This window comes from Streptomyces tamarix, from assembly GCF_032423885.1.
In the GTDB taxonomy this organism is placed as follows: domain Bacteria; phylum Actinomycetota; class Actinomycetes; order Streptomycetales; family Streptomycetaceae; genus Streptomyces; species Streptomyces tamarix.
On sequence record NZ_JAWCTQ010000022.1, the window covers coordinates 48,136 to 69,702 of the forward strand.

At 73.0% G+C, this 21,567-nt stretch carries 12 protein-coding genes and 1 pseudogene; 8 read left to right on the forward strand and 5 right to left on the reverse strand.

The annotated features are described in order from the left end of the window. Positions 1–130: 130 nt before the first annotated feature. Positions 131–289: pseudogene (locus RND61_RS18480) on the reverse strand (DUF2795 domain-containing protein); the annotation flags it as partial. 1,441 nt (positions 290–1,730) lie between these two features. On the opposite strand from RND61_RS18480, the gene RND61_RS18485 reads away from it, so the two are divergent. From RND61_RS18485 to RND61_RS18495, 3 genes are all read left to right on the forward strand, one after another. Further along, complete coding sequence (locus RND61_RS18485) at positions 1,731–3,443, forward strand: RecQ family ATP-dependent DNA helicase (RefSeq protein WP_315879090.1); 1,713 nt, start codon at positions 1,731–1,733, stop codon at positions 3,441–3,443. Positions 3,444–3,748: 305 nt separating this feature from the next. After that, positions 3,749–4,990 carry a PP2C family protein-serine/threonine phosphatase gene (locus RND61_RS18490; RefSeq protein ID WP_315879091.1) on the forward strand — a complete coding sequence of 414 codons (1,242 nt, stop codon included), beginning with the start codon at positions 3,749–3,751 and terminating at the stop codon, positions 4,988–4,990. A gap of 134 nt (positions 4,991–5,124) precedes the next feature. Continuing rightward, complete coding sequence (locus RND61_RS18495) at positions 5,125–5,385, forward strand: GlsB/YeaQ/YmgE family stress response membrane protein (protein ID WP_315879092.1); 261 nt, start codon at positions 5,125–5,127, stop codon at positions 5,383–5,385. Between the two features lie 224 nt (positions 5,386–5,609). Here RND61_RS18495 and RND61_RS18500 read toward each other — a convergent pair whose 3' ends face one another. After that, the gene (locus RND61_RS18500; RefSeq protein ID WP_315879093.1) at positions 5,610–7,004 is read right to left on the reverse strand and encodes a cellulase family glycosylhydrolase; all 1,395 of its coding nucleotides are present in this window, start codon (positions 7,002–7,004) and stop codon (positions 5,610–5,612) included. Between the two features lie 1,098 nt (positions 7,005–8,102). Between RND61_RS18500 and RND61_RS18505 the strand changes: the two genes are divergently transcribed. Further along, complete coding sequence (locus RND61_RS18505) at positions 8,103–9,638, forward strand: alanine/glycine:cation symporter family protein (RefSeq protein WP_315879094.1); 1,536 nt, start codon at positions 8,103–8,105, stop codon at positions 9,636–9,638. Positions 9,639–9,908: 270 nt separating this feature from the next. On the opposite strand, the gene RND61_RS18510 is transcribed toward RND61_RS18505, so the two are convergent. Then, positions 9,909–11,024: an AI-2E family transporter gene (locus RND61_RS18510; protein ID WP_315879095.1), complete on the reverse strand. Its 1,116-nt coding sequence runs from the start codon at positions 11,022–11,024 to the stop codon at positions 9,909–9,911. Between the two features lie 876 nt (positions 11,025–11,900). On the opposite strand from RND61_RS18510, the gene RND61_RS18515 reads away from it, so the two are divergent. The 3 genes from RND61_RS18515 (at position 11,901) to RND61_RS18525 (ending at position 17,594) form a co-directional block, all read left to right on the forward strand. Next, on the forward strand, positions 11,901–13,721 hold the full coding sequence (locus RND61_RS18515; protein ID WP_315879139.1) for a rhamnogalacturonan lyase: 1,821 nt from the start codon (positions 11,901–11,903) through the stop codon (positions 13,719–13,721). Positions 13,722–14,542: 821 nt separating this feature from the next. After that, a complete protein-coding gene (locus RND61_RS18520; RefSeq protein ID WP_315879096.1) occupies positions 14,543–17,104 on the forward strand; it encodes a glycoside hydrolase family 9 protein in 2,562 nt (853 codons plus the stop codon). 313 nt (positions 17,105–17,417) lie between these two features. Continuing rightward, positions 17,418–17,594, forward strand: coding sequence for a hypothetical protein (locus tag RND61_RS18525; protein ID WP_315879097.1), 177 nt, complete (start codon positions 17,418–17,420; stop codon positions 17,592–17,594). 245 nt (positions 17,595–17,839) lie between these two features. Here the strand turns inward: RND61_RS18525 and RND61_RS18530 are convergent, their stop codons facing one another. Together RND61_RS18530 and RND61_RS18535 are read right to left on the reverse strand one after the other, a co-directional pair. Next, positions 17,840–19,120 (reverse strand): glycoside hydrolase family 6 protein, encoded by a 1,281-nt coding sequence (locus tag RND61_RS18530; protein WP_315879098.1) that lies wholly within the window; start codon positions 19,118–19,120, stop codon positions 17,840–17,842. 95 nt (positions 19,121–19,215) lie between these two features. Beyond that, on the reverse strand, positions 19,216–20,181 hold the full coding sequence (locus RND61_RS18535; protein WP_315879099.1) for a glycoside hydrolase family 6 protein: 966 nt from the start codon (positions 20,179–20,181) through the stop codon (positions 19,216–19,218). Positions 20,182–20,539: 358 nt separating this feature from the next. Between RND61_RS18535 and RND61_RS18540 the strand changes: the two genes are divergently transcribed. Next, positions 20,540–21,553 carry a LacI family DNA-binding transcriptional regulator gene (locus RND61_RS18540; RefSeq protein WP_315879100.1) on the forward strand — a complete coding sequence of 338 codons (1,014 nt, stop codon included), beginning with the start codon at positions 20,540–20,542 and terminating at the stop codon, positions 21,551–21,553. Positions 21,554–21,567 lie beyond the last annotated feature (14 nt).

The following is a 21,567-nucleotide window of genomic DNA, read 5'->3' on the forward strand; positions in this document are numbered from 1 at the left end:
GCTCGGGGACCTCGCGGAGGTCCTGGGCCGGACCGGGTTTGCCGCCTTTCCGGGCTTGCTCCGCCTCGGTGGCGGGGGTCGTGTACCGGTCGCTGTCGGCGTCGACGCGTACGGAGTGGGCCACGTCGTCGCGGTTGGTGTGCTCCTCGGGCGGGATCCCGCGCAGGGCCTTGATGACCTCGTCGGAGGCTCCCGACCGGCGGGCGGCGCCGATGAGGTCGTCCTTGCCGGCCGGGAAGTCGACGTTCTTGATCGCCTGGGGGGTCTCCGGAACGCTGGCGTGGGCCATGTCCCTCCTTCACTCACGTGGGCCGCGGTGTGCCGGACTCGGGGTGCGAGCGACGTGCGGGGCGTGGCCGGGCCCCCGGCGGCGCACGGCGGGATCAGCGGGGCGTGTCCGACGCCGCGCACGGCGGAACCGGCGGGACGTCCGACGGGCGGGGCGTCCGACGGGTGGGGCGCCGGCACGGGCCGGGGCGCTGTGGCCGGTGCCACGGTGCCGGCCCGGGCAGGGGGCCGTGCCGAGGGCGGGAGGGCCCCGTCACACCGGCACGGCCCTGCCCGACCACAGCCATCCGCCTCCCGGCCTCCTGACGGCCTCGTCCGCGCGCGGCACCGCCCGCTCCCGCCGGCCTGGCCACGCGCCTCCCGATCGGCCATCGGTACCGTCCGGACGAGTGAGCCTCCCCCGGACCACGCCCGCGGCCCCGGAGCACCACTCCCCCGCCCGCGGCCGGACGGGGCGGACGGGCGGAAGGGCGGGCCTGGGAGCGCGGGAGGAGACCGCCGCCGGGCGGGCGGGCAGGTCGGCGGCGCGGAAGGACCGGAAGGGGCATGAAGGCCGTCCCGGTGGGTGCCGGAGGGGGACGCCGGAGGCCCGGCTTCGCCGCACGAGCCGCCGAGCCCCTTGGGCCCGGCCGCGTTCCCCGGGGTTTACGCGGTTGCTCCGAGGAGACAGAGTAAGTGTGCCGCGGTGCCCGCTTCCGATCATGAGGGAGCACGGGAACATCAGCACCGCGGGGGACGCGTCTCCTGGCGCCTGTCATCGCGGCACACCAATGCTCTTTCCGCGGCCGGTACGGCGTCGTGACCGTACCGGGCCTCCCCCGGCCCCTCCCGCGGGCCCGACTGCTCGGACGGCCCCGCCCGGAGGGCCCCGGGCGACACGTCCGGGGCGGGACGAAGCCGAGCCCCCGGTCGTCCGGAAGCCGGGCTCCGCAGCAACCGCCGCGCCGAACGGGCGCGGGCACGGGCAGCCTTGCTGCCGGGTGTCGACGGCTCCGCGCGGGCCCCCCACGCCACGGGCCGCCCGGCCCCAGAGGGCGGCCCCGGTGGGGACGGCCGGCGAAAGCGGGGTAGTCGGACACCAGGAGCGAAGAGGGCCCGCGCGGGGACGCGGAGGACCGGGTGGCCGGCGGCGAGCCCGCCACCGATCCGTCGCCGATCCGTCCGCGCGCCCCGGCCCGAGGGGCGGGTGAGGGCCCCGGACGGTCTCACCGGGGCGGAGGCGTCGCGGATGACCGGCCGCCTGCGGCGCGCCCCGCCCCGTACGGGCGGGGCGGACGGCCCGGAAAGCGACCCGGGGCAGACGGGCCCGGGACGGACGGCCCAGAAGACACCCCGGGACGGACGGGCCCGGGAGACGGCCCGGAAAGCGGCCCGGGAAGCGGCCCGGCGGGCGACAAAGGGCCCTGGGGCGCCCGCGCCGCCGGAGCGACGAGGAGGCGACCATGATCGGAAAAGACGCGGAGGACGCCGCGGGCCTGCTGGCCCGGACCGCCGCCGACGTGTTCGGCTGGGACACCCTGAGGCCGGGGCAGCTGACCGCCATGGAAGCGGTCTTGGCGGGTCGCGACACGCTCGTGGTCATGCCGACCGGCGCGGGCAAGTCGGCGGTGTACCAGGTGGCCGGGGTCGCGCTGCCCGGGCCGACCGTCGTGGTCTCCCCGCTCATCGCCCTGCAGCGGGACCAGATCGCCGGACTGCCGGACCACGGCGGCCCGGCCGCCGTGGCCGTCAACTCGGCGCAGGGATCCGGGGAGACGGCGGCGGCCTGGGAGGCGGTGCGGCACGGGGACGCCGAGTACCTGTTCCTCTCCCCCGAGCAACTGGCGAAGGACGAGGTGGTCGAGCGTCTGGCTCGGGCGGCTCCCTCTCTTTTCGTGGTCGACGAGGCGCAGTGCGTCGCCGCCTGGGGCCATGACTTCCGCCCGGACTACCTGCGCCTGGCACCCGCCGTGCGGCGGGTGGGCAGGCCGCCCGTCCTCGCCCTGACGGCCACCGCCGCCCCTCCCGTGCGCGAGGAGATCGCGCGGCGGCTGGGCATGGAGGATCCCGTACTGGTCGCGGCCGGGTTCGACCGGCCGAACATCACCTTGGAGGTCCGCCGCTTCACAGAGGACGCGGACAAGCGCCGGGCGGTGGTGGAGCGCGCGGCGGCGGAACCCAAGCCCGGCATCGTGTACGCCGCTACCCGCAGGGACGCCGAGGGCTACGCGGCCGAGCTCGCCGGGCTGGGCCTGTCGGCCGCGGCCTACCACGCGGGGCTGCCCGCCGGGGAGCGGTCCCGGGTGCACGAGGCCTTCCTCGCCGGACGCGCCGACGTCGTCGTCGCCACCTCGGCCTTCGGCATGGGCATCGACAAGGAGGACGTGCGGTTCGTGCTGCACGCGTCCCTGCCCGGCTCCCTGGACGCCTACTACCAGGAGATCGGGCGGGCGGGGCGCGACGGCGAACCGGCGTTGGCGGTCCTCCACTACCGGCCGGAGGACAGCGGCCTGCAACGCCTGTTCGCCGCGCGCACCCCCGACGAGGAGACCCTCGGCGAGGTCGCGGAGGCCGTCCACGACCGGGAGGGCCCCGTGGGGCTGGACGAGCTCGGCGCGGAGACCGACCTGCCGCGCCGCCGGGTGACGGCCGCCACCAACCTGCTGGAGCAGGCCGGCGCGGTGCGCACCGACGACGACGGGGAGGTGCGCGCCCTGCCCGGCATGACGGCCGACGACGCCGCCGAGCGGGCGGCGGGGGCGGCGGAGGCACGCAGGAGGCTGGAGGAGTCGCGGCTGGACATGGTGCGGGCGTACGCCGAGACGCCGGGCTGCCGCCGCCGCTTCCTGCTCGGTTACTTCGGCGAGGCGTACGAGCCGCCCTGCGGCCGGTGCGACGCGTGCCGCGCCGACTCCGCCGACTCGGCCGACCCCGCCGGCGGCACGGCCGCCGAAGGCGTGACGGCCCCGGGCGACGCCCCGCCCGCACACCCCGCGGCCGCCTCGTACCCCACGGGGACACGGGTCCGGCACCGCGAGTGGGGGGACGGCACGGTGATGAGCGAGGAGGGGGACCGGATCACCGTCCTGTTCGACTCGATGGGGTACAGGACGCTCTCCCTGGCCGCGATCGCCGACCACGGGCTGCTCACGGTGCGTACGGACTCCGCCGGCTGATCCCGGCGCCGCCCCGGCGGCGGGGCGGTGCCGGAAAGGCCCGTGGCCCCGCCGGACCCCACCGTCCACGGGCCCGCGGGCGCCCCCGTACCGACGTGCGTACCGGCGCCGGGCGCCTGCCGTTCCGACGCGCGTACGCCGCCGGGTGCCGGTCCCCCTTCGGTGCCCGGCGGCGTACGGACCCCGCGTGGTCGGCCGCGTCGGCCTTGCCCCCTCGGGCACCGGGAGGGCACTCTCTGTGACCGGCTGCCAGGTGAGAGCGCGGAAAGCCCGGGCACAAGAAGCAGCAACCGAGGGAGGCTGCCGTGGATGGTGACACGCTGGGGTTGGAAGACGTCCTGGCGGAGGCGGAGAACGCCTCCCCGGTGGATTCCGTGGAGGTCGTGGCACGAAACCTGCAGAAGCGGTTCGGAGCGGCCTGCGTGTCGTTCCTGTTCGTCGACCTCATCGGGGAGGGGCTCGTACGGCTCGCCACGGCGGACGGCACGGCGGACGGCTGCGGGACGACGCGCACCGTCCTGCGGGACAGCCTGTACGAGAAGGTCCTGAGATCCCAGCGCCTGCACGTGGAGGCCGACGGGGAGGGTGGCCACCGGGTGGTCGCGCCCGTCACCAACCGCGGCGACTGCGTCGGCGTGCTGGAGATGACGCTGCCCCACGTCGACGAGAGGGTGCTGCGGCAAGTGGGCGAGGCGGCGCACGCGTTGGCGTACATCATCGTCACCGACCGGCGCTTCACCGACCTCTACCACTGCGGCCGGCGCACCACACCGATGAGCCTGGCCGCCGAGATCCAGCACCACCTGCTGCCTTCCGCCTCGTGCTGCGAGGCCGCCCAGTTCTCCGTGGCCGGGGGGCTCGTGCCCGCCGACGACATCGGCGGCGACACGTACGACTACGCCGTCGACCAGGACACGCTGCACCTGTCCATCACCGACGCCATGGGGCACGACACCGACTCCGCGTTGCTGGCCACCCTCCTGCTGGGCGCGCTGCGCGGTGCCCGGCGCACGGGTTGCGACATCGCGGAGCAGGCCCGCCGGGCGCACCAGGCCCTCCTCGACCACGACCGGGGCCTGGCCACCGGCCAGTTGCTGCGCATCTCCCTCGACGAGGGCTCCGTCCAACTGGTCAACGCCGGTCACCCGCGGCCCCTGTTGCTGCGCGACGGCACCGTGGAGGAGCTCCCCCTGCACGCCAACCTCCCCTTCGGCGTCCCCTCCCCCCACGCCCACCTGGTCCAGCGGTTCTCCCTGCGTCCGTACGACCGGCTGGTCCTGCTCACCGACGGCATGCAGGAACGCGCCGCGGCCGACGCGGACCTGATCGGGCTCATCCACGACACCCGTCTCCTCCACCCGCGCGAGACCGTCCGGGCCCTCGTCACCGCCGTCCACGACGCCTGCGGGGGCAGTTTGAGGGACGACGCCACCGTCCTGTGCCTGGACTGGTACGGCGCCCACCCCGCCGGACGGCGCTCCGGTGCCGGTGGCGCCCGGGCCATGATGCCGAAGCCCCGGTCGGGGGACCTGCCCCCCTCCGGGTGAAGCGGCGCGGCCCTCCGTGGCGACGGCGCGGGCACGGCCGGGGCAGGAAGTCCGCGACGGCGGATGCTTACGGCGGCGACACGCGGGCACGCGGGGTGGTACCCGAAGGTCGGGCAAGAACGGAAGGAGCCACCGTGTCGTTTCTCTGGGCCATCATCGCGGGTCTGATCATCGGTCTTGTGGCGAAGCTCGTCCTCCCCGGACGGCAGCCCATCCCCCTGTGGCTGACGGTCGTCCTCGGTATCGTCGGCGCCGTCGTGGGAAACGCGCTCGCCTCTGCTTTCGGTGTGCGCGACACGGGTGGCATCGACTGGATCCGTCACATCTTCCAGGTGGGCGTCGCCGCTCTCCTCATCTCCTTCGTCAGCCCCATGTGGGCCCGGCGGCACGCCTGACACGGCTGAGCTCCGCCACCGCAGCCCCGTCGGCCGCCGGCCGACGGGGCTTTCGTCCGCGTGGACCCGCCGCTTCCCATGAGGGGGCGTCCGTTCGGGCGGCGTGCGCGGCCGGCCGCCGGGACGGCGCACCGCGCGCCGGGCACCCGGTGTGCGGTGCCCGGCGCGCGGTCGCGGACGGGGGTGGTGACGGGGCTCCGGCCGGGCCGGAACCCCGTCGGCGGTCAGTTGACGGGGAAGTTGTCAGGGGTGCTGATCCGGGCCTTGAGCAGGGACCCCGATTCGTTCAGCACGCCGCTGCTGCTGTAGTCGCTGCCGCCGCAGGTACCGGGCCGGAACGCCGCGCTGCTCTCGGGCGCGTCGGAGTAGGTCCAGTTCGCGTAACCGATCTTCAACTGGTCGAGCAGGTCCAGCCACGCCGTGGTGCTCGCCCGGTCCATCGTTCCGCCGCCGGTGGCGGTCACCGTGCCGAACTCGCTGACGAAGAGCGGCAGTTTCGAAGCCGCGCGGCTCAGCGCGGCGCGATAGGTGTCCTTGTGGCTCGCGGCGTAGAAGTGGAACGCGTACATGATGTTGGTGGCGTTGACGGGGTTGTTGATGACCTCGCTCTCGTTGGAGCCGTCCGAGACGCCCAGCGAGGACCAGCCGCGGGTGCCGACGATGACCACGGCGTCCGGGTCGGCGGCCCGGATCACCGGGATGACCTGCTCGGCGTAGCTCTTGACGGCCGCCCAGCTCACGCCGTTGGGCTCGTTGGCGATCTCGTAGATCACGTTCTTCTTGCCGGCGTTGCGGGCGGCGACGGACGCGAAGAACGTCTTCGCGCGGTCGAGGTTGTAGTTCGGGTCGCCCGGCGTCAGCGTGTGGAAGTCGATCACCGCGTACATGCCGCGGGCCTCGGCCATGTCGACGAGGTTGTTCACGCGGCTGGTGAAGCCCGCCGGGTCGGTCTCGTAGCCGCTCTCCTGCACGTACATGGCGATGCGCAGCAGGTCGGACTTCCAGTCCTTCGCCAGCGCGTCCAGCGACGCGTTGTTGTAGCACCGGCTGAACCACTGGATGCCGTGCGTGCTCATGCCCCGCAGCTGGATGGGGCGGTTGTACTGGTTGCACAGGTGCACGCCGCAGACGTGGAGCTGGCCGTTGATTCCGACGGGGGTGCCGTCGTTCGGACCCGGGTCCGGCCCGGGGCCCGGGCCGGGCGGGGGCTCTTCGACGGATCCCGTACAGGCGACGCCGTTGAGCGTGAACGCCGTGGGCTTGGGGTTGGCGCCCGTGAAGGAACCCACGAATCCCATCTCGGTCGACGCGCCGGTGGCCAGCGTGCGGTTCCAGTCGGCGCCGGCGGCGGTGACCGTGGAGCCGGACTGCGACCACGTGCCGCTCCAACCCTGGACGACCTTCTGCCCCGCGTCCGGCAGGGTGAACTTGAGGGTCCATCCGCTGACGGGGTCGCCCAGGTTGGTGATCTTCACTCCGGCCTGGAAGCCGCCCTGCCACTGGCTGGTGACCGTGTAGTCGACCTTGCAGCCGGTGGCGGCCGCCGCCTGGGGGCTGGACAGCGCCGTGAGCCCCAGGGCCGTCGCGCAGGTCGCCAGTAAGGCCAAAAAGCGTTTCAAAGCACTCCTCCTCATAGGAAGCGGAACCAGTCATGGGAGCGCTCCCACAGCCCATTGGTCCGAGACCGTACACCGGCCGCCGATGCGTGTATAGACATCCGGACGCCGAACGGTGCGACGGGTCGAACGGCCGCCGCCCCCAGTGGACCCCTCGGCCGAGGACGCGGGCGCCGGCACCCGGCACACCCGTGCGGGCCGTCTCCCCACCGGCCGCGGCCGTCGCGCCCTCACCGGTCGGGCGCGGTTCCGCCCGGATGCGGGAGGGCGCGGCGCCCGGCGCTCCTCGCTGCGGGCGCGGCTCCCTACGGGCGGGCGGCGTCCCGGGCCCGCGCCGGCGGGTCCGAGGAGCCCGGTGACGGGCGCCGGGCAGGGCAACGGCGCCTCACCCAGCAGGAGCGTCAGCGTCGTCCAGGGCCTCGCGAGGGCGGCGGCGCCCGCAACGACGGGGCGGACCGCGCGCCCTCCGACGGCGCCCGTGACCAGCCCACCGACGGTTCGGGACGACAGGACACCAGATGAGGACGCCCACCGCCCGACCGATCCGCGACGCGGTGACGAGCAGGCCGGATCGCCCGCTTCCGGCAGGCGTCGCGGAGTGGTGGAGCCGGCCGGCAGGCCGGCGCGTCACCGCCCCTGACAGCCGCGGGGCCGGGTGGGCCACCGGAGGGCGAACGACCGGGAAAGGGGCGAAGCCCCCCGCGCCCCCACTCACCTCGCCCGAGGGTCGCAGGGCCGTCCTCCAGCCCACCGCTCTCACCTCACGGACATAGGTGTCCGATGAACGGACTCGCCTCGCCGTATAACGGTCTTATTTCGTTCGCTGTCATTTTCGAATGCCACCGACAGTAATGTGATCTGCATCACTCATCAGTAGGGGTCGGGCGTGGTAGAACTGCGCAACTCCGCAGGTCGCACCACCCATCGCGGCCGAGCGGAGTGCCGGTACACACACCGGCTGTACGACCAGGGTGATCACGGTCCGAGTCCGCGGGCACGCCACCCAGGGTCGCCGATCGGACAACGGCGTTCGCTCAAAGACCGCACTTCTTCCCGGCGCACCCTCCTGTGCGCCGGTACTGCGCCATCGAGGTAGCCACCGTGTCACTCGACTCCATCACCACGTCCGTCGACGAAGCCGTCAGCGGCCTCTTCGAGCCCATAGCCGCCTGGCTCGGGGAAGTCGTCTTCTATTCCGTTCCCGTCGCGGGGACTGAGCTTCCGCTCATCGTCGCCTGGCTCGTCGTCGCCGGCCTGGTCTTCACGGCCTGGTTCGGGCTCGTGCAGATCCGCAAGTTCAAGCTGGCCATCGACGTGGTGCGCGGCAAGTACGACGAGGAGGGGTCGGCCGGTGAGGTCAACCACTTCCAGGCGCTGACCGCCGCCGTCTCCGGCACGGTGGGACTGGGCAACATCGCCGGTGTGGCCGTCGCCGTCTCCATCGGCGGGCCCGGCGCCACCTTCTGGATGATCCTGTGCGGCCTGCTGGGCATGGCCACCAAGTTCGTCGAGGTCACCCTCGGCGTGAAGTACCGCGAGGTGCACGCCGACGGCACCGTCTCCGGCGGCCCGATGCACTACCTGCCCAAGGGCCTGGCCGACCGCTTCGGCGCCGGCGGCAAGAGGCTCGGCAAGGTCCTCGCGGTCCTGGCCTCCGCCATGGTCCTCTTCTTCGGCCTCTTCGGCGGCAACCTCTTCCAGGTCAACCAGTCCTACGCCCAGCTCGTCTCCGTCACCGGAGGCGAGGACGGCCTGATGGGCTCCTCCGCCGGCGCACTGTTCTTCGGCATCCTCGTCGCCGCACTCGTCGGCGTCGTCCTGCTCGGCGGCATCCGCTCCATCGCCAACGTCACCAGCAGGCTCGTCCCGGCCATGGCCGGCATCTACATCGCCGCCTGCCTCGTCGTCATCCTGGTCCACATCACCGCGGTGCCGGCCGCCCTCGTCACCATCGTCGAGGGCGCCTTCGCTCCGGAGGGGGTCGCCGGCGGTGTCCTCGGCGCGCTGATCATCGGTTTCAAGCGGGCCGCGTTCTCCAACGAGGCCGGTCTGGGCTCCGCCCCGATCGCCCACTCCGCGGTGAAGACCAAGCACCCCGCCAGCGAGGGCCTGGTCGCCCTGCTGGAGCCGTTCATCGACACGGTCGTCATCTGCACCATGACCGCGCTGACCATCGTCATCGCCAACCCGGCCAGTTGGAACGAGGCCCGCCAGGGCGAGTCCATCGGCGGCGTCACGATCACCTCTGACGCCTTCGCGACCGTCATGCCCTGGTTCCCGTACATCCTCACCGTCGCGGTGCTGCTGTTCGCCATCTCGACCGTGCTCACCTGGGGCTACTACGGCCTCAAGGCGTGGACGCACCTCTTCGGTCGCAGCCGGGCCAGCGAAGTCACCTACAAGGTCGTCTACACCCTGTTCGCGATCGCCGGTTCGCTGCTGACGCTGCAGACCCTGATCGACATGGCCGACGCGGTGCTGTTCACGCTCGCCGTCATCAACATCATCGGCCTGTACCTCCTCGCCCCCGTCGTCAAGCGCGAGCTGAACTCCTTCCTGGAGTTCGTCCGCCGCCGCGACGCCGGTGAGACCACGGAGGAGCACCAGGACCAGGAGCGGGTGAAGACCACCGTCTGACCGTCACCCCCGCGGCCCGGTTCCCGAGCGGGCCCGTCCACACCTCGCGTCTTGGTGCGGACGGGCCCGCTCATCCGCCTCATCGTGGTGTTCCCCGGGTGAAGCGCGGCCCGGCGATACACCGCAGCGCCGACTGGGGCCGGCGGGTCCCGACGGGCACCGGCCCCTTCTCGGAGCCGGCGGGCACCGGCTCGGCCGCCTCCCCTGCCCGCCGGCCGTCCGCACGGTGCCGCCCACCGAACCGACGGGGCGGCGCGGCCCGGCCGGACGTCACGACGGAACGGCCTCAGCGGGGTGCGACTCCTCGCCCTCCGGTTCCTGCCGCGGCTCGCTGAGCTGCTCGCGCAGGTAGTTCCAGACCACCGCGATCAACGCGGCCGCCGGGACCGCGAGCAGGCTGCCCACGATGCCGGCCAGGCTGCCGCCCAGCGTGACCGCCAGGAGGACCACCGCGGCGTGGAGGCCGAGCCCGCGGCTCTGGATCATGGGCTGGAAGACGTTGCCTTCGAGCTGCTGCACCACGACGATGATCGCCAGCACGATCAGCGCGTCCGTCGGGCCGTTCGAGACGAGGGCGATGAGCACCGCGACCAGACCGGCGAAGAGCGCGCCCACGATCGGTACGAACGCGGACACGAAGGTCAGTACCGCGAGCGGGAGCACCAGCGGGACCTTGAGGACCCACAGGCCGATGCCGATGAGGACGGCGTCGAGCAGCCCGACGAACGCCTGGGAACGTACGAACGCCCCGAGGGTCTCCCAACCGCGCGCGGCCACGACCGGAACGTCCGTGGCCAGCCGCCCGGGGAGCTGACGGGTCAGCCAGGGCAGGAACCTCGGGCCGTCCTTGAGGAAGAAGAACATCAGGAAGAGCGCCAGGACGGCGGTCACCACGCCGTTGACCACGGTGCTCACCCCGGTGACCACCGCGGTGACCATGCTGCCGAGGCTGTCCTGGACCCGGGCGACGGCCGTGTCGAAAGCACCGGTGATCTGGTCGTCGCCGATGTTCAGCGGCGGCCCGGCGGCCCACTCGCGCACCCTCTGGATGCCTTCCACCACGCCGTCGGCCAACTCGCCGGACTGTGACGCCACCGGCACCGCGATCAGCGCCACGATGCCCGCGGCCACGAGCAGGAACACCACGGTGACCACCGAGGCGGCCAGGGCGGGGGGCCACCCGTGCCGGCGCAGGAAACGGGCCAGGGGCCAGGTCAGCGTCGTGAGGAACAAGCCCACTATGAGAGGCCAGACGACCGACCACATCCGCCCCAGAAGCCACAGGGCCGCCGAGACCGTCACGAGGACCAGCAGCAACTCGACGGAGACCCGCGCCGATGTACGCAGCGCGGCGGTGGTTTTCGTGGAACTCAACGAAGCAGGCATGGAAGCACCCTACGGGTCCTCCCCTCACGGCCTGCCACCACCACCGACCAGGGGAATTCCGGCTGTTGGGGGCTGCCCGCGGTAGTGGGGCGCCGTACGGACGTACGGTCCCGTGCAGCCGTACGGTCCCGTGCCGCCCCCGGCCGTGGGAGGACACGGAACCGGCAGGGCCTTCGGCCGCGCGTCGAGCGAGGGCACCACGCCCCCGACGAGGGGGCACCGCCACGGCACGCCCTGCGCGGGCCGGCCCGCACCGGCCGGTCCGCTCCCCTCCGCCGCCCAGGACGGGTGGGGCCCGTGAGAGCGGCACCCGCCGCACGGCTCCCGGTCCGATGCCGGCTTCGGCACGGGACGGCGCGGCAGGCCGCCCGGCACGCGCCGCCGGGCGGCGGCACCGGTGGGCGGGGTCAGCGAGCCGGGCGGGGACCGCCCTGCGGTCGGCCCGGCCGTCTTTGTGTACGTTCACAGAACAAGGCGGCCCATGGGTGCACAACCACGGGCCGAACCACCTCGGTCGACCTTCCGGGACCCGGACGGCCGGGACCGTACCCGCGTGGGCGCCGGGGCGCTTTCCGCAGTTTCCCGGCCGACCTTCCGGCTGTCAATCACCACGCGGTGACAAGACCACGGACCCGAACATGGCCGAACACCAAACTCCGACAGAATCCTTGACGCCCCATCGGCGCCTCCCTACGCTCACGGCCCGTGGGAACGTTCCCACCCCCGTCTGAGTGAGCCCTCACCCCCCACTCCCGCCCCCAGGGACACCGCGTTCACTCACACCCCCACACATCGGAGGTCATCGTGACCGACGCACACCGGCTCACCCGCACCCCGCCACGCTCCCGAAGAGCAGGGAACCGGCTGGTCAGTTGCATCACGGCCGCGGCCGCACTGGCCGTCACCGCGCTCGCCGGGCTGCCGCAGACCGCGCACGCCGCGACCGCGCGGCAGGTGGAGCGCCTCGACCGGGGGCTGACCAGCGTCCACACCAGCAGCGGCAATCTGGTGTCGTGGCGGTGGCTGGCCACCGACCCGGACAACGTGGCGTTCAACGTCTACCGCGGCAGTACCAAGCTCAACTCCTCGCCTCTCACCGCCTCGACCAACTACTTCGACGCCGGTGCCCCGGACTCGGCCGACTACACGGTGCGCGCGGTGGTGAACGGCAGCGAGCAGCCCTCCTCCGAGCACGCGCTCCAGTTCCGCCCCGGGTACCTGGACGTGCCGATCTCACCACCGGCCGGCGGCACGACCCCGGACGGGGTGGCGTACACGTACGAGGCCAACGACGCCAGTGCCGGCGACCTCGACGGCGACGGCAGGCTCGACCTGGTCCTGAAGTGGCAGCCGACCAACGCCAAGGACAACTCCCAGTCCGGCTACACCGGCAACACGATCGTCGACGGCATACGGCTGGACGGCACCCGGCTGTGGCGCGTCGACCTCGGGCGCAACATCCGCTCCGGCGCCCACTACACGCAGTTCCAGGTGTACGACTACGACGGTGACGGCAGGGCCGAGGTCGCCATGAAGACCGCCGACGGCACCCGGGACGGCACCGGCGCCGTCATCGGCAGCTCCACGGCCGACCACCGCAACTCCTCCGGCTACGTCCTGTCCGGCCCCGAGTACCTGACCATGTTCAACGGGCAGACGGGCAAGGCGATGCAGAGCGTCGACTACGTCCCCGCGCGCGGCACGGTCTCCTCCTGGGGCGACTCCTACGGCAACCGCGTCGACCGCTTCCTGGCGGGCACGGCCTACCTGGACGGTTCCCGCCCGTCCCTGATCATGGCCCGCGGCTACTACACCCGCACGGTCGTCGCCGCCTGGGACTGGCGGAACGGCCAGTTCACCCGCCGCTGGACCTTCGACACCAACTCCTCCACCAACAGCGGCAAGGGCTACGACGGCCAGGGCAACCACAGCCTGTCGATCGCCGACGTCGACAACGACGGCAAGGACGAGATCGTCTACGGCGCGATGACCGTCGACGACAACGGCGCGGGGCTCTGGACGACCAGGCTGGGCCACGGCGACGCCGGCCACGTCGGCGACCTCAACCCGTCGCGGGCGGGCCTGGAGTACTTCAAGGTGTCCGAGGACTCCTCGAAGCCCGGTTCCTGGATGGCCGACGCGCGCACCGGCCAGATCCTGTGGCAGACGGCGTCGGGCGCCGACAACGGCCGCGGCGTCGCCGCCGACGTCTACGCCGGCAGCCCGGGTGCCGAGGCGTGGTCGGCCTCCGACACCACCCTGCGTTCCGCGACCGGCGCTTCCCTGGGCCGGGAACCGTCCAGCGTCAACTTCCTGTCGTGGTGGGACGGCGACACGGTCCGCGAGCTCCTCGACGGCACCCGCATCGACAAGTACGGCACGTCCGGTGACACCCGCCTGCTGACCGGCTCCGGCGTCCGCTCCAACAACGGCACCAAGTCGACGCCCGCACTGTCCGGGGACATCCTGGGCGACTGGCGCGAGGAAGTCATCTGGCCCACCACCGACAACCGTGCCCTGCGCATCTACAGCACGCCCCACCAGACGAGCACGCGCATCACCACACTGCTCCACGACACCCAGTACCGCACCGCCCTCGCCTGGCAGAACACCGCCTACAACCAGCCCCCGCACCCCGGCTTCTTCATCGGTGGCAACATGCCCACCCCGCCCCGCCCCGCCGTCTACACGCCCTGACCCCCGGCGAACACCCCGGCGCCGGCGGCATCGGGGACGGTGAATCGTTCGGCGCGGCTCCCGTTGGCGGGAGCCGCGCCGACGAGCGGTGAGAGCGCGGCCGGGCACGGGGCCGGCGGGTCGGCAGCGGCCGTGCCGGTGGAGCCCGCCCCTCTCCCCCGCCCGGTCCAGCGGAACCGGCCGAGGGGACAGCCGGACGGGGAGCGGCTCATCGATCCGCCAGCCACGCCAACAGGCGGCCCCGCGACCAGCAGCGGCCCACGGCTTCGGCGGACCGGGCCGACCGGACTGACCGGGCCGACCGGGCCGACCGGTCGAACACCCACCCGCCGGAGGCGGCGCCGTCCGTGGTGGGCTCACCGGGTCGGCGGACGGCCCGGCGTCACACCGGACCGGTCCCGGGCGGGCCGGCCCGGGGCGTGGGGGTCTTCGGGGCGTGCGGGCCTCCGGGGCTCGACCGGTCCACCCGCTGCGGCGGGGTGACGCGTTTCGGCCATCAGTGGGCCGCGGCCGGAGGCGGGCGTCTAGGGCCGGGACGCGGCCGGTGCCCCCCGTAGGCGCCGTCCGCCCAGGGGAACGGCGCTCTGCGACTGGCCGAATCTCGCCCCTGGCCCCCCACGGCGGGCGCGCCGGTCTCGACACGAGGGGTTGACATGTCTCGTACAGAATTCCACAGTTCGAACGTTCAGTGGGCGTGGGAGCGCTCCCGTGCCTTTCCGTAATCGAGTGAGGACCGAGGCGTGAGCCGTTTCCCCCACCCATCGCTTTCCACTCCCCGTCGCGGGCACCGTCGCAGAAGTCGCCTCCTGGGCAGTGCGGTCATGGGCGCCCTGATCGCCGGACTCGTCGCGGCCCCCACCGCCGGAGCGGCCGAGGGCCCGGAGCAGATCACCAACGGCGACTTCTCCGCCGGCACCGCCCCCTGGTGGTGGACGGCGAACAGCTCGGCCGCCGTGGTCGACGGCGAGCTGTGCGCCGACGTTCCCGCCGGCACCACCAACCCGTGGGACGCCATCATCGGGCAGGACGGCATCGACCTGCTGGCCGGCGAGGGGTACGAGCTGAGCTTCACCGCGCACGCCACCACCCCCGTCACGATCCGCACCACCGTGCAGATGGCCGTGGAGCCCTGGACGGCCGAGCACCTCTCGACCGACCGGATCACCACCGAGCCGCAGACCTTCAGCCACACCTTCACCGCGAAGGCCGACAACGACGCCGCCCAACTCGGCTTCCAGACGGGCGGCCACGCCGAGGCGTACACCCTCTGTCTGGACGACGTCTCGCTCACCGGCGGCGCCGAGCCCCCGGTCTACCAGCCGGACACCGGCTCACCGGTCCGGATCAACCAGGTCGGCTACCTGACCGAAGGTCCCAAGAGCGGCACCTTCGTCACCGAGGCGCCACAGCCGCTGGCCTGGACCCTGAAAGCCCCCGACGGCAGCACGGCGGCCACCGGCACCACCAAGGTGTTCGGCGAGGATCCGACCTCGCGCCAGCACGTGCACACCTTCGACTTCAGCAGGATCACCAAGGCCGGCGAGGGCTACACCGTGACCATCGCCGGTGAGACCAGCGAGCCGTTCTCCATCGGCGACGACCTGTACGCCCGGCTGCGCAGCGACGCGCTGGCGTACTTCTACCACAACCGCAGCGGCATCGAGATCGACGCCGACCTGGTCGGCGAGGAGTACGCCCGCCCCGCCGGTCACCTCAACGCGGCACCCAACCAGGGCGACGGCGACGTGCCCTGCCAGCCCGGCGTCTGCGACTACACCCTGGACGTGCGCGGGGGTTGGTACGACGCCGGCGACCACGGCAAGTACGTGGTCAACGGCGGCATCTCGGTCGCCCAGGTGATGGCCACCTACGAGCGCACCCTGACCGCCGAGAACGCCGACGGCGAGCCGTTGGGCGACGGCCGGCTGCGGGTGCCCGAGCGGGGCAACGGCACCCCGGACATCCTGGACGAGGCCGCCTGGCAGCTCGACTTCCTGATGAAGATGCAGGTCCCCGCCGGTGAGGAACTGGCCGGCATGGCACACCACAAGGTCCACGACGAGAAGTGGACCGGACTGCCGATGCTGCCGCACCAGGATCCGCAGAAGCGGCTGCTCCACCCGCCGTCCACCGCGGCCACCCTCAACCTGGCCGCGGCCGGCGCCCAGTGCGCCCGCCTGTTCAGGCAGTACGACGCGGCCTTCGCCGACCGCTGCCTGACCGCGGCCACCACGGCCTGGCAGGCCGCCCTGGCCCACCCGGAGGTCTACGCCAACCCCAACGACAACGTCGGCGGCGGCGCGTACGAGGACAACGACGTGACCGACGAGTTCTACTGGGCCGCGGCCGAGCTCTTCGTCACCACCGGCCAGGACGACTACCGCCGGCACGTGCTGGACTCCCCGCTGCACGGGGACGCGGACAAGGTCTTCCCGCGCGGCGGCATGTGGTGGGGCGGCACCGCGGGGCTGGGCGCGCTGTCCCTGGCGACCGTGGAGAACGACCTGACGGCGGCCGAACTGGCCACCGTGCGGTCCATGGTGACCAGCGCCGCCGACCGCTACGCCGCGGACGCGCAGGCCGCCGCCTACGGCGTGCCCTACGCCCCGGAGGACAACCGCTACGTGTGGGGGTCCAACAGCGGGGTGCTCAACAACATGGTGGTGCTCGGCGTCGCCCACGACCTGACCGGGGAGGCGAAGTACCGGGACGCGCTGCTGGGCGGCCTGGACTACCTGCTGGGCCGCAACCCGCTCAACCAGTCGTACGTCACCGGCTACGGTGAGCGGGACTCGCACAACCAGCACCACCGGCACTGGGCCCACCAGCTCAACCCGAGCCTGCCCAACCCGGCGCCCGGCTCGGTCGCGGGCGGCCCCAACGTCGACATCCAGGACCCGGTCGCCCAGATCAAGCTCCGCGGCTGCGCCCCGGCGATGTGCTACATCGACGACATCGAGTCCTGGGCCACCAACGAGATCACCATCAACTGGAACGCCCCGCTCGCCTGGGTCGCCTCCTACGTGGACGACCTCGGCGCCTCCGGTGCCCCGGACCCCGACCCGGCCGCGTGCAAGGTCAGCTACACCTCCGACCGCTGGAACGGGGGCTTCACCAGCCGCGTCACGGTCGTCAACACCGGCACCGAGGCGATCAGCCCGTGGGAGCTGACCTGGTCGTTCGCCGACGACCAGCGGATCACCCACCACTGGAGCAGCCGGATCACCCAGACCGGGCAGGAGGTCACCGCACGCCCGGCCTCCTGGAACGGCACCATCCCGCCGGGCGGCTCGGTGGCCTTCGGCTTCAACGGCACCTCCGGTGGCCGGGCCGCCGACCCCACCGCCTTCAAGCTCAACGGCGGTACCTGCGCCCTCGGCTGACGCCGGGCGGCGCGACGCCCCCGCGCCCCGGACCGCCACCGCGCGGCCTTCACCACCCCGGGGCGCCGGGTGCGTCACCCTCCGGCGCCGCGGCCGTCACGACGGCTCCCGGCACGGCCGTGCCGTGCCGGGAGCCGTGCCGTGCCCGGCGCCCGGCCCGGTGGCGCCGACCAGATCCGGCACCGCCGTCCGCTCGACCCGGGTCACCGGCGCGTCACCGTGGTCAACGGGACGACGCGCCTCCTGCCGCGCCCGGCGCTCCCGATGCGTCCCCGCCCCGGTCGAGGCCGGCCTGCCGACGGAGCCCGGCCCCGTGGTGAAGACCCGGCTCAGCCGCGGGCACGGGCACGCCACGGCGCGCGAGCCGCTCTGCCGCCCCCACCGCCCGACCGCCGTGTTCACCGCGCACGACGTGCGGGTGCCGGGGCTCACCCGGCCGCGCGTGAGCCGGGCCCACGCGTCCCGGACGGCCCCGGCGTCGTCGGTCTAGCCGACGTACCGGCCGTGGCCCGGGGGTCCGCCCTCGACCACGGTCCGTCAACCGCCGGCCGAGAGGGCGACCGCCGCCACCGAACCGGCCCTCGCGCGGCCGGGGCGGGACGCGCCCCGGCGCGGCCCCGGGACCGCGACCACCCGCGCGGTCCGGGAGGCACGGCTGCGCCCGAGGCCGGGTGACGGGGGCGTCCGGCCACGGGCGGGAGGCTTCCCGTGGCCGGGCGCGGGTGAGGGCGGAGCTCAGCGGTTGAAGGTCAGCCGCGGTGCCGCGTTGCGGGCCAGGGTGTGGGCCTGGTCGGGCCACCAGGTGCCGGCGGGCGGGTCGACGATGCCGTACTCGGGGTCGATCGTGCCGCCGGTGTTGCGGGTGCAGCTGCCGTCGGACTCGCCGGGGATCTTGATCCACAGGTAGGCGTCGACGAGGGGGACGCCGGTGTCGGCGGTCGGGCGCGGGCCGAGGCCGCGGCCGGGCGCGTTGCACCATGCCTCCGGGTCACCGGTGTACTTTCCGGGCTCCGGGGTCCAGGCGCCCAGGCCGTTGCGGCTGGTGTCGATGACGAAGTGGTGCAGCGCGTCGTTCGGCGGGGTGCCCACGCTCTGGTCGAACCAGGCGTCGGTCCAACGCCAGGTGGCGGGGTCGGCGGAGTCGACCGCGTTGCCGGGGGCGCCGTCGTTGGGCGCGGCGGGCGAGTAGTACTGGGTGGCGCACCAGTCGGTGTGGCCGCGTGCCTCCTCGGGCCCTTCGGTGGCGAACCACATGCACTTGGCTATCCAGGTGCCGTAGCGCGCGTTGTGGTCGGTGGGGTGGGTGTTGGACACGTTGAGGGCGAAGCCGTCGCTGTGCTGGACACCGGCGTCGAGCAGGCGCCGCGCCATGTCGCCGACGGAACGCCACAGGACGTTGCCCGCGTCCAGGTAGACCGCGGTGCGGGCCTTGGACTTGATGGTCTTGACCGCGTACGCGAGATCGGCGATGCGGGTCGCCGTGAGTTCGCCGGTCGGGTCCACGCCCGGCCCGCAGTCGCTGGGGAGGAGGGCCAGGCCGTCGGGCTCGACCACGACGACGGCCTTGCTGTCGCCGATGCCGGCGGCGAAGGCGTCGATCCACTGCCGGTAGGCGGCGGAGGACGCGGCACCGCCGCTGGAGTACTGGGTGCAGTCCCGGCCCGGCACGTTGTAGGCGACCAGGACGGGGGTCCGGTTCACCACCCGGGCTTCGCGGACGAGGCTTCTCACCTTGGCCCGGACTTCCTGGGGCGTGCCCTCGGTGAACCACTCGGCCTGCGGCCAGCTCGCGAGCTTGGCCATGTTCAGGGCGTTCGCGAAGTCACCGTTCCCGAGGTCGGTGAGCGCCTGCTTGGCGGCCTTGCTGTGCGGGTCCACGTAGAACTTCGTGGCCGGGGTGAGCGTGTCCCCGGCGGGTGCGGCCTGCGCCTGCCCCTGCGTCGCGGTGAGGGCGGCGCAGGCCGCGAGCGCCGCGAGGGCGGCGGTCGCACGGCGCCGTAGGCTGCGTGGCTTCATGGAGGCTCCTGGTCGAAGGGGTGGGGGTGGGGCGGTTCGGTGGTGCCTGTGGCCCGGTCGCGGGGCGGCGGGCACCGGGCCACAGGAGTCCGAGGTCAGTAGCCGTAAATCATCTTGTAGGCGACCTCGGGCAGGAACTGGCCGGCCGTGGAGCCGGCTCCGACGCCGCAGTTGCCGTCCGACTCGCCCGGGGCCTTGATCCACAGGAGCATCTCGGCGCCGCCGCCCAGTTGGGTGGGGGCGCCGATGCGGCGGCCCGAGGGGTTGCACCACTGCCCGTTGGAGCCGTTGCCGTTGCGGCTGGTGTCGACGACGAACGGCTTGGTGTAGCCGTAGCGGGCGGCCAGTTCGCTGTTGACGGCGTTGCCGTAGGCGGTGTTCTGGGCCGTGGTGAAGTAGTTGGAGACGTTGAGGGAGAAGCCGTGGGCCTGGCGGAGGCCGGCTTCGTGGAGGCGCCGGGCCATCGTCGCCGCGCTCGCCCAGCCCGGGTTGCCGGCGTCCATGTAGACCCAGGTGTTGGGGGCCTGGCGGTTGAACTCGGCGAGGGCGCCGCTGAGCATGCCCTGGCGTTCGCGGATCTGGGTCTGGTTCATGCAGCCGTAGTCCGCGAGGGAGTCCGGTTCGAGGATGACGACGGCCGGGCGGCTGCCGATCCCGCCGGCGAACTGGGCGATCCAGCTCGCGTACGCGGACGGGGAGGTGGCTCCGCCGGCGGAGTGCCCGCCGCAGTAGTCGCGGTGGTAGATGTTGTAGGCGACCAGGACGGGCAGCTTGTCCTGGCGGTCCGCCGCCCCGACGTACGCACCCGTGGCGGTGCCGATGGTGCCGCTCCAGGAGCCGAACCAGCGGGCCGTCGGGGTGTTGGCGATCGAGGCGTTGATGGCGGCGGCCCGGCCGTCGCCGGGGTTGGCGGCGACCCACTTCTTGGCGCTGGTGTTCGGGTCCACGTAGAACCCGCTGGTCATGGTGGTCGGGTCGGCCGCATGGGCGGACGGCGCGACGACGAGCGCCAGCGGCAGCGCGGAGAGGGCTGCGACGAGGGCGCGGATTCTGCGGCGCATGACTGAACCTCGGTTTCCTGACGGCGGATGCGTCGCGCGGTCTCGTCCCGAGCGGGCGGCGCATTGAGGAAGTGCGGTGGTACGAGGTCCCCCGTGCGGCGGTGGCGCACCGGTGGGACACCAGCACACCTCGGACGTACAAGAACCCTTGGAAGCGCTCCCATTGGAAGCGGTTCCAGTACGCAGTCTGCAGGTCCGGAGTGTGGCCGTATCGTGTGATGCGCTGATCGGCACTGTCAAGTGTCCTCACGCAACCAGAACTTCACATGACGGCAAGAAGGCTTTACAGTCCTGGAACTGGAAGCGCTCCCAGCCTTCCGGGCGTTCAGGCGTTCAGACCGCGACAGGAGGGCAGATCATGGCCGTAGGTGTGCCGCGCCGACAGTCGACACTCGACGAGGTGGCCGAACTGGCGGGAGTCTCGCGGTCGGTGGCCTCGCGTGTGCTCAACAACGCCCCGCACGTCAGCCGCGCCAAACGCGAGGCGGTCGAACGGGCCGTCCACCAACTCGGTTACGTACCGAATCCGACCGCCCGGGCGTTGGCGACCCGCCAGACCGGCGCGGCCGCCCTGGTCGTCTCGGGGGAGGATCCGTCGATCTTCGCGGATCCGTTCTTCGCCCAGGTGATCGTGGGTGCCTCGGCCGCGCTGGAGGACGCCGACCTGCACCTGATGCTGTGCCTGGCCGCCTCCGACCGGGGGCGCAGTCGCGTGGAGCAGCTCCTCCGGTCCAAGGCGGCCGACGGCGTGATGCTGATGGCGCTGCGCGAGGACGATCCGCTGGCCCGCATGGCGGAGGAGGCGGAGATGCCCGTCGTGTTCGGCGGGCGCCCCGTCGGTTTAGACCCCCGGTGGTACGTGGACGTCGACAACGTGGGCGGAGCGCGCGCGGCGACCGAGCACCTGATCTCGCGCGGCCGGGGCCGGGTGGCCACGATCTGCGGGCGCCTGGACACCGAGGTGGGGCGCGCGCGTTACCGCGGTTACCTGGACGCCGTGCTGGCGGCGGGCCTGGAACCGTATTCGCCGGAAGCCGGTGACTTCACCGAGTCGAGCGGGGCGGCCGCCATGGCCGCGCTGTTGGCGCGGCACCCGGACCTGGACGGGGTGTTCGCCGCCAGCGACAACATGGGGGTGGGAGCGTTGCGCACGCTGCGCGAGGCCGGCCGCCGCGTCCCCACCGACGTCGCCGTGGTCGGCTTCGACGACCTGGCCGTGGCCCGGATCTCCGATCCGCCGCTGACCACGGTGCACCAACCCATAGAGGGTCTCGGTCGTGAGATGGCGCGCATGCTCGTCGCGCTCATCAACGGGCAGGCCCCCACCCCGCTGATCCTTCCCACACGTCTGGTCACCCGCGCCAGCGCCTGACGGGCCGTCCTGCG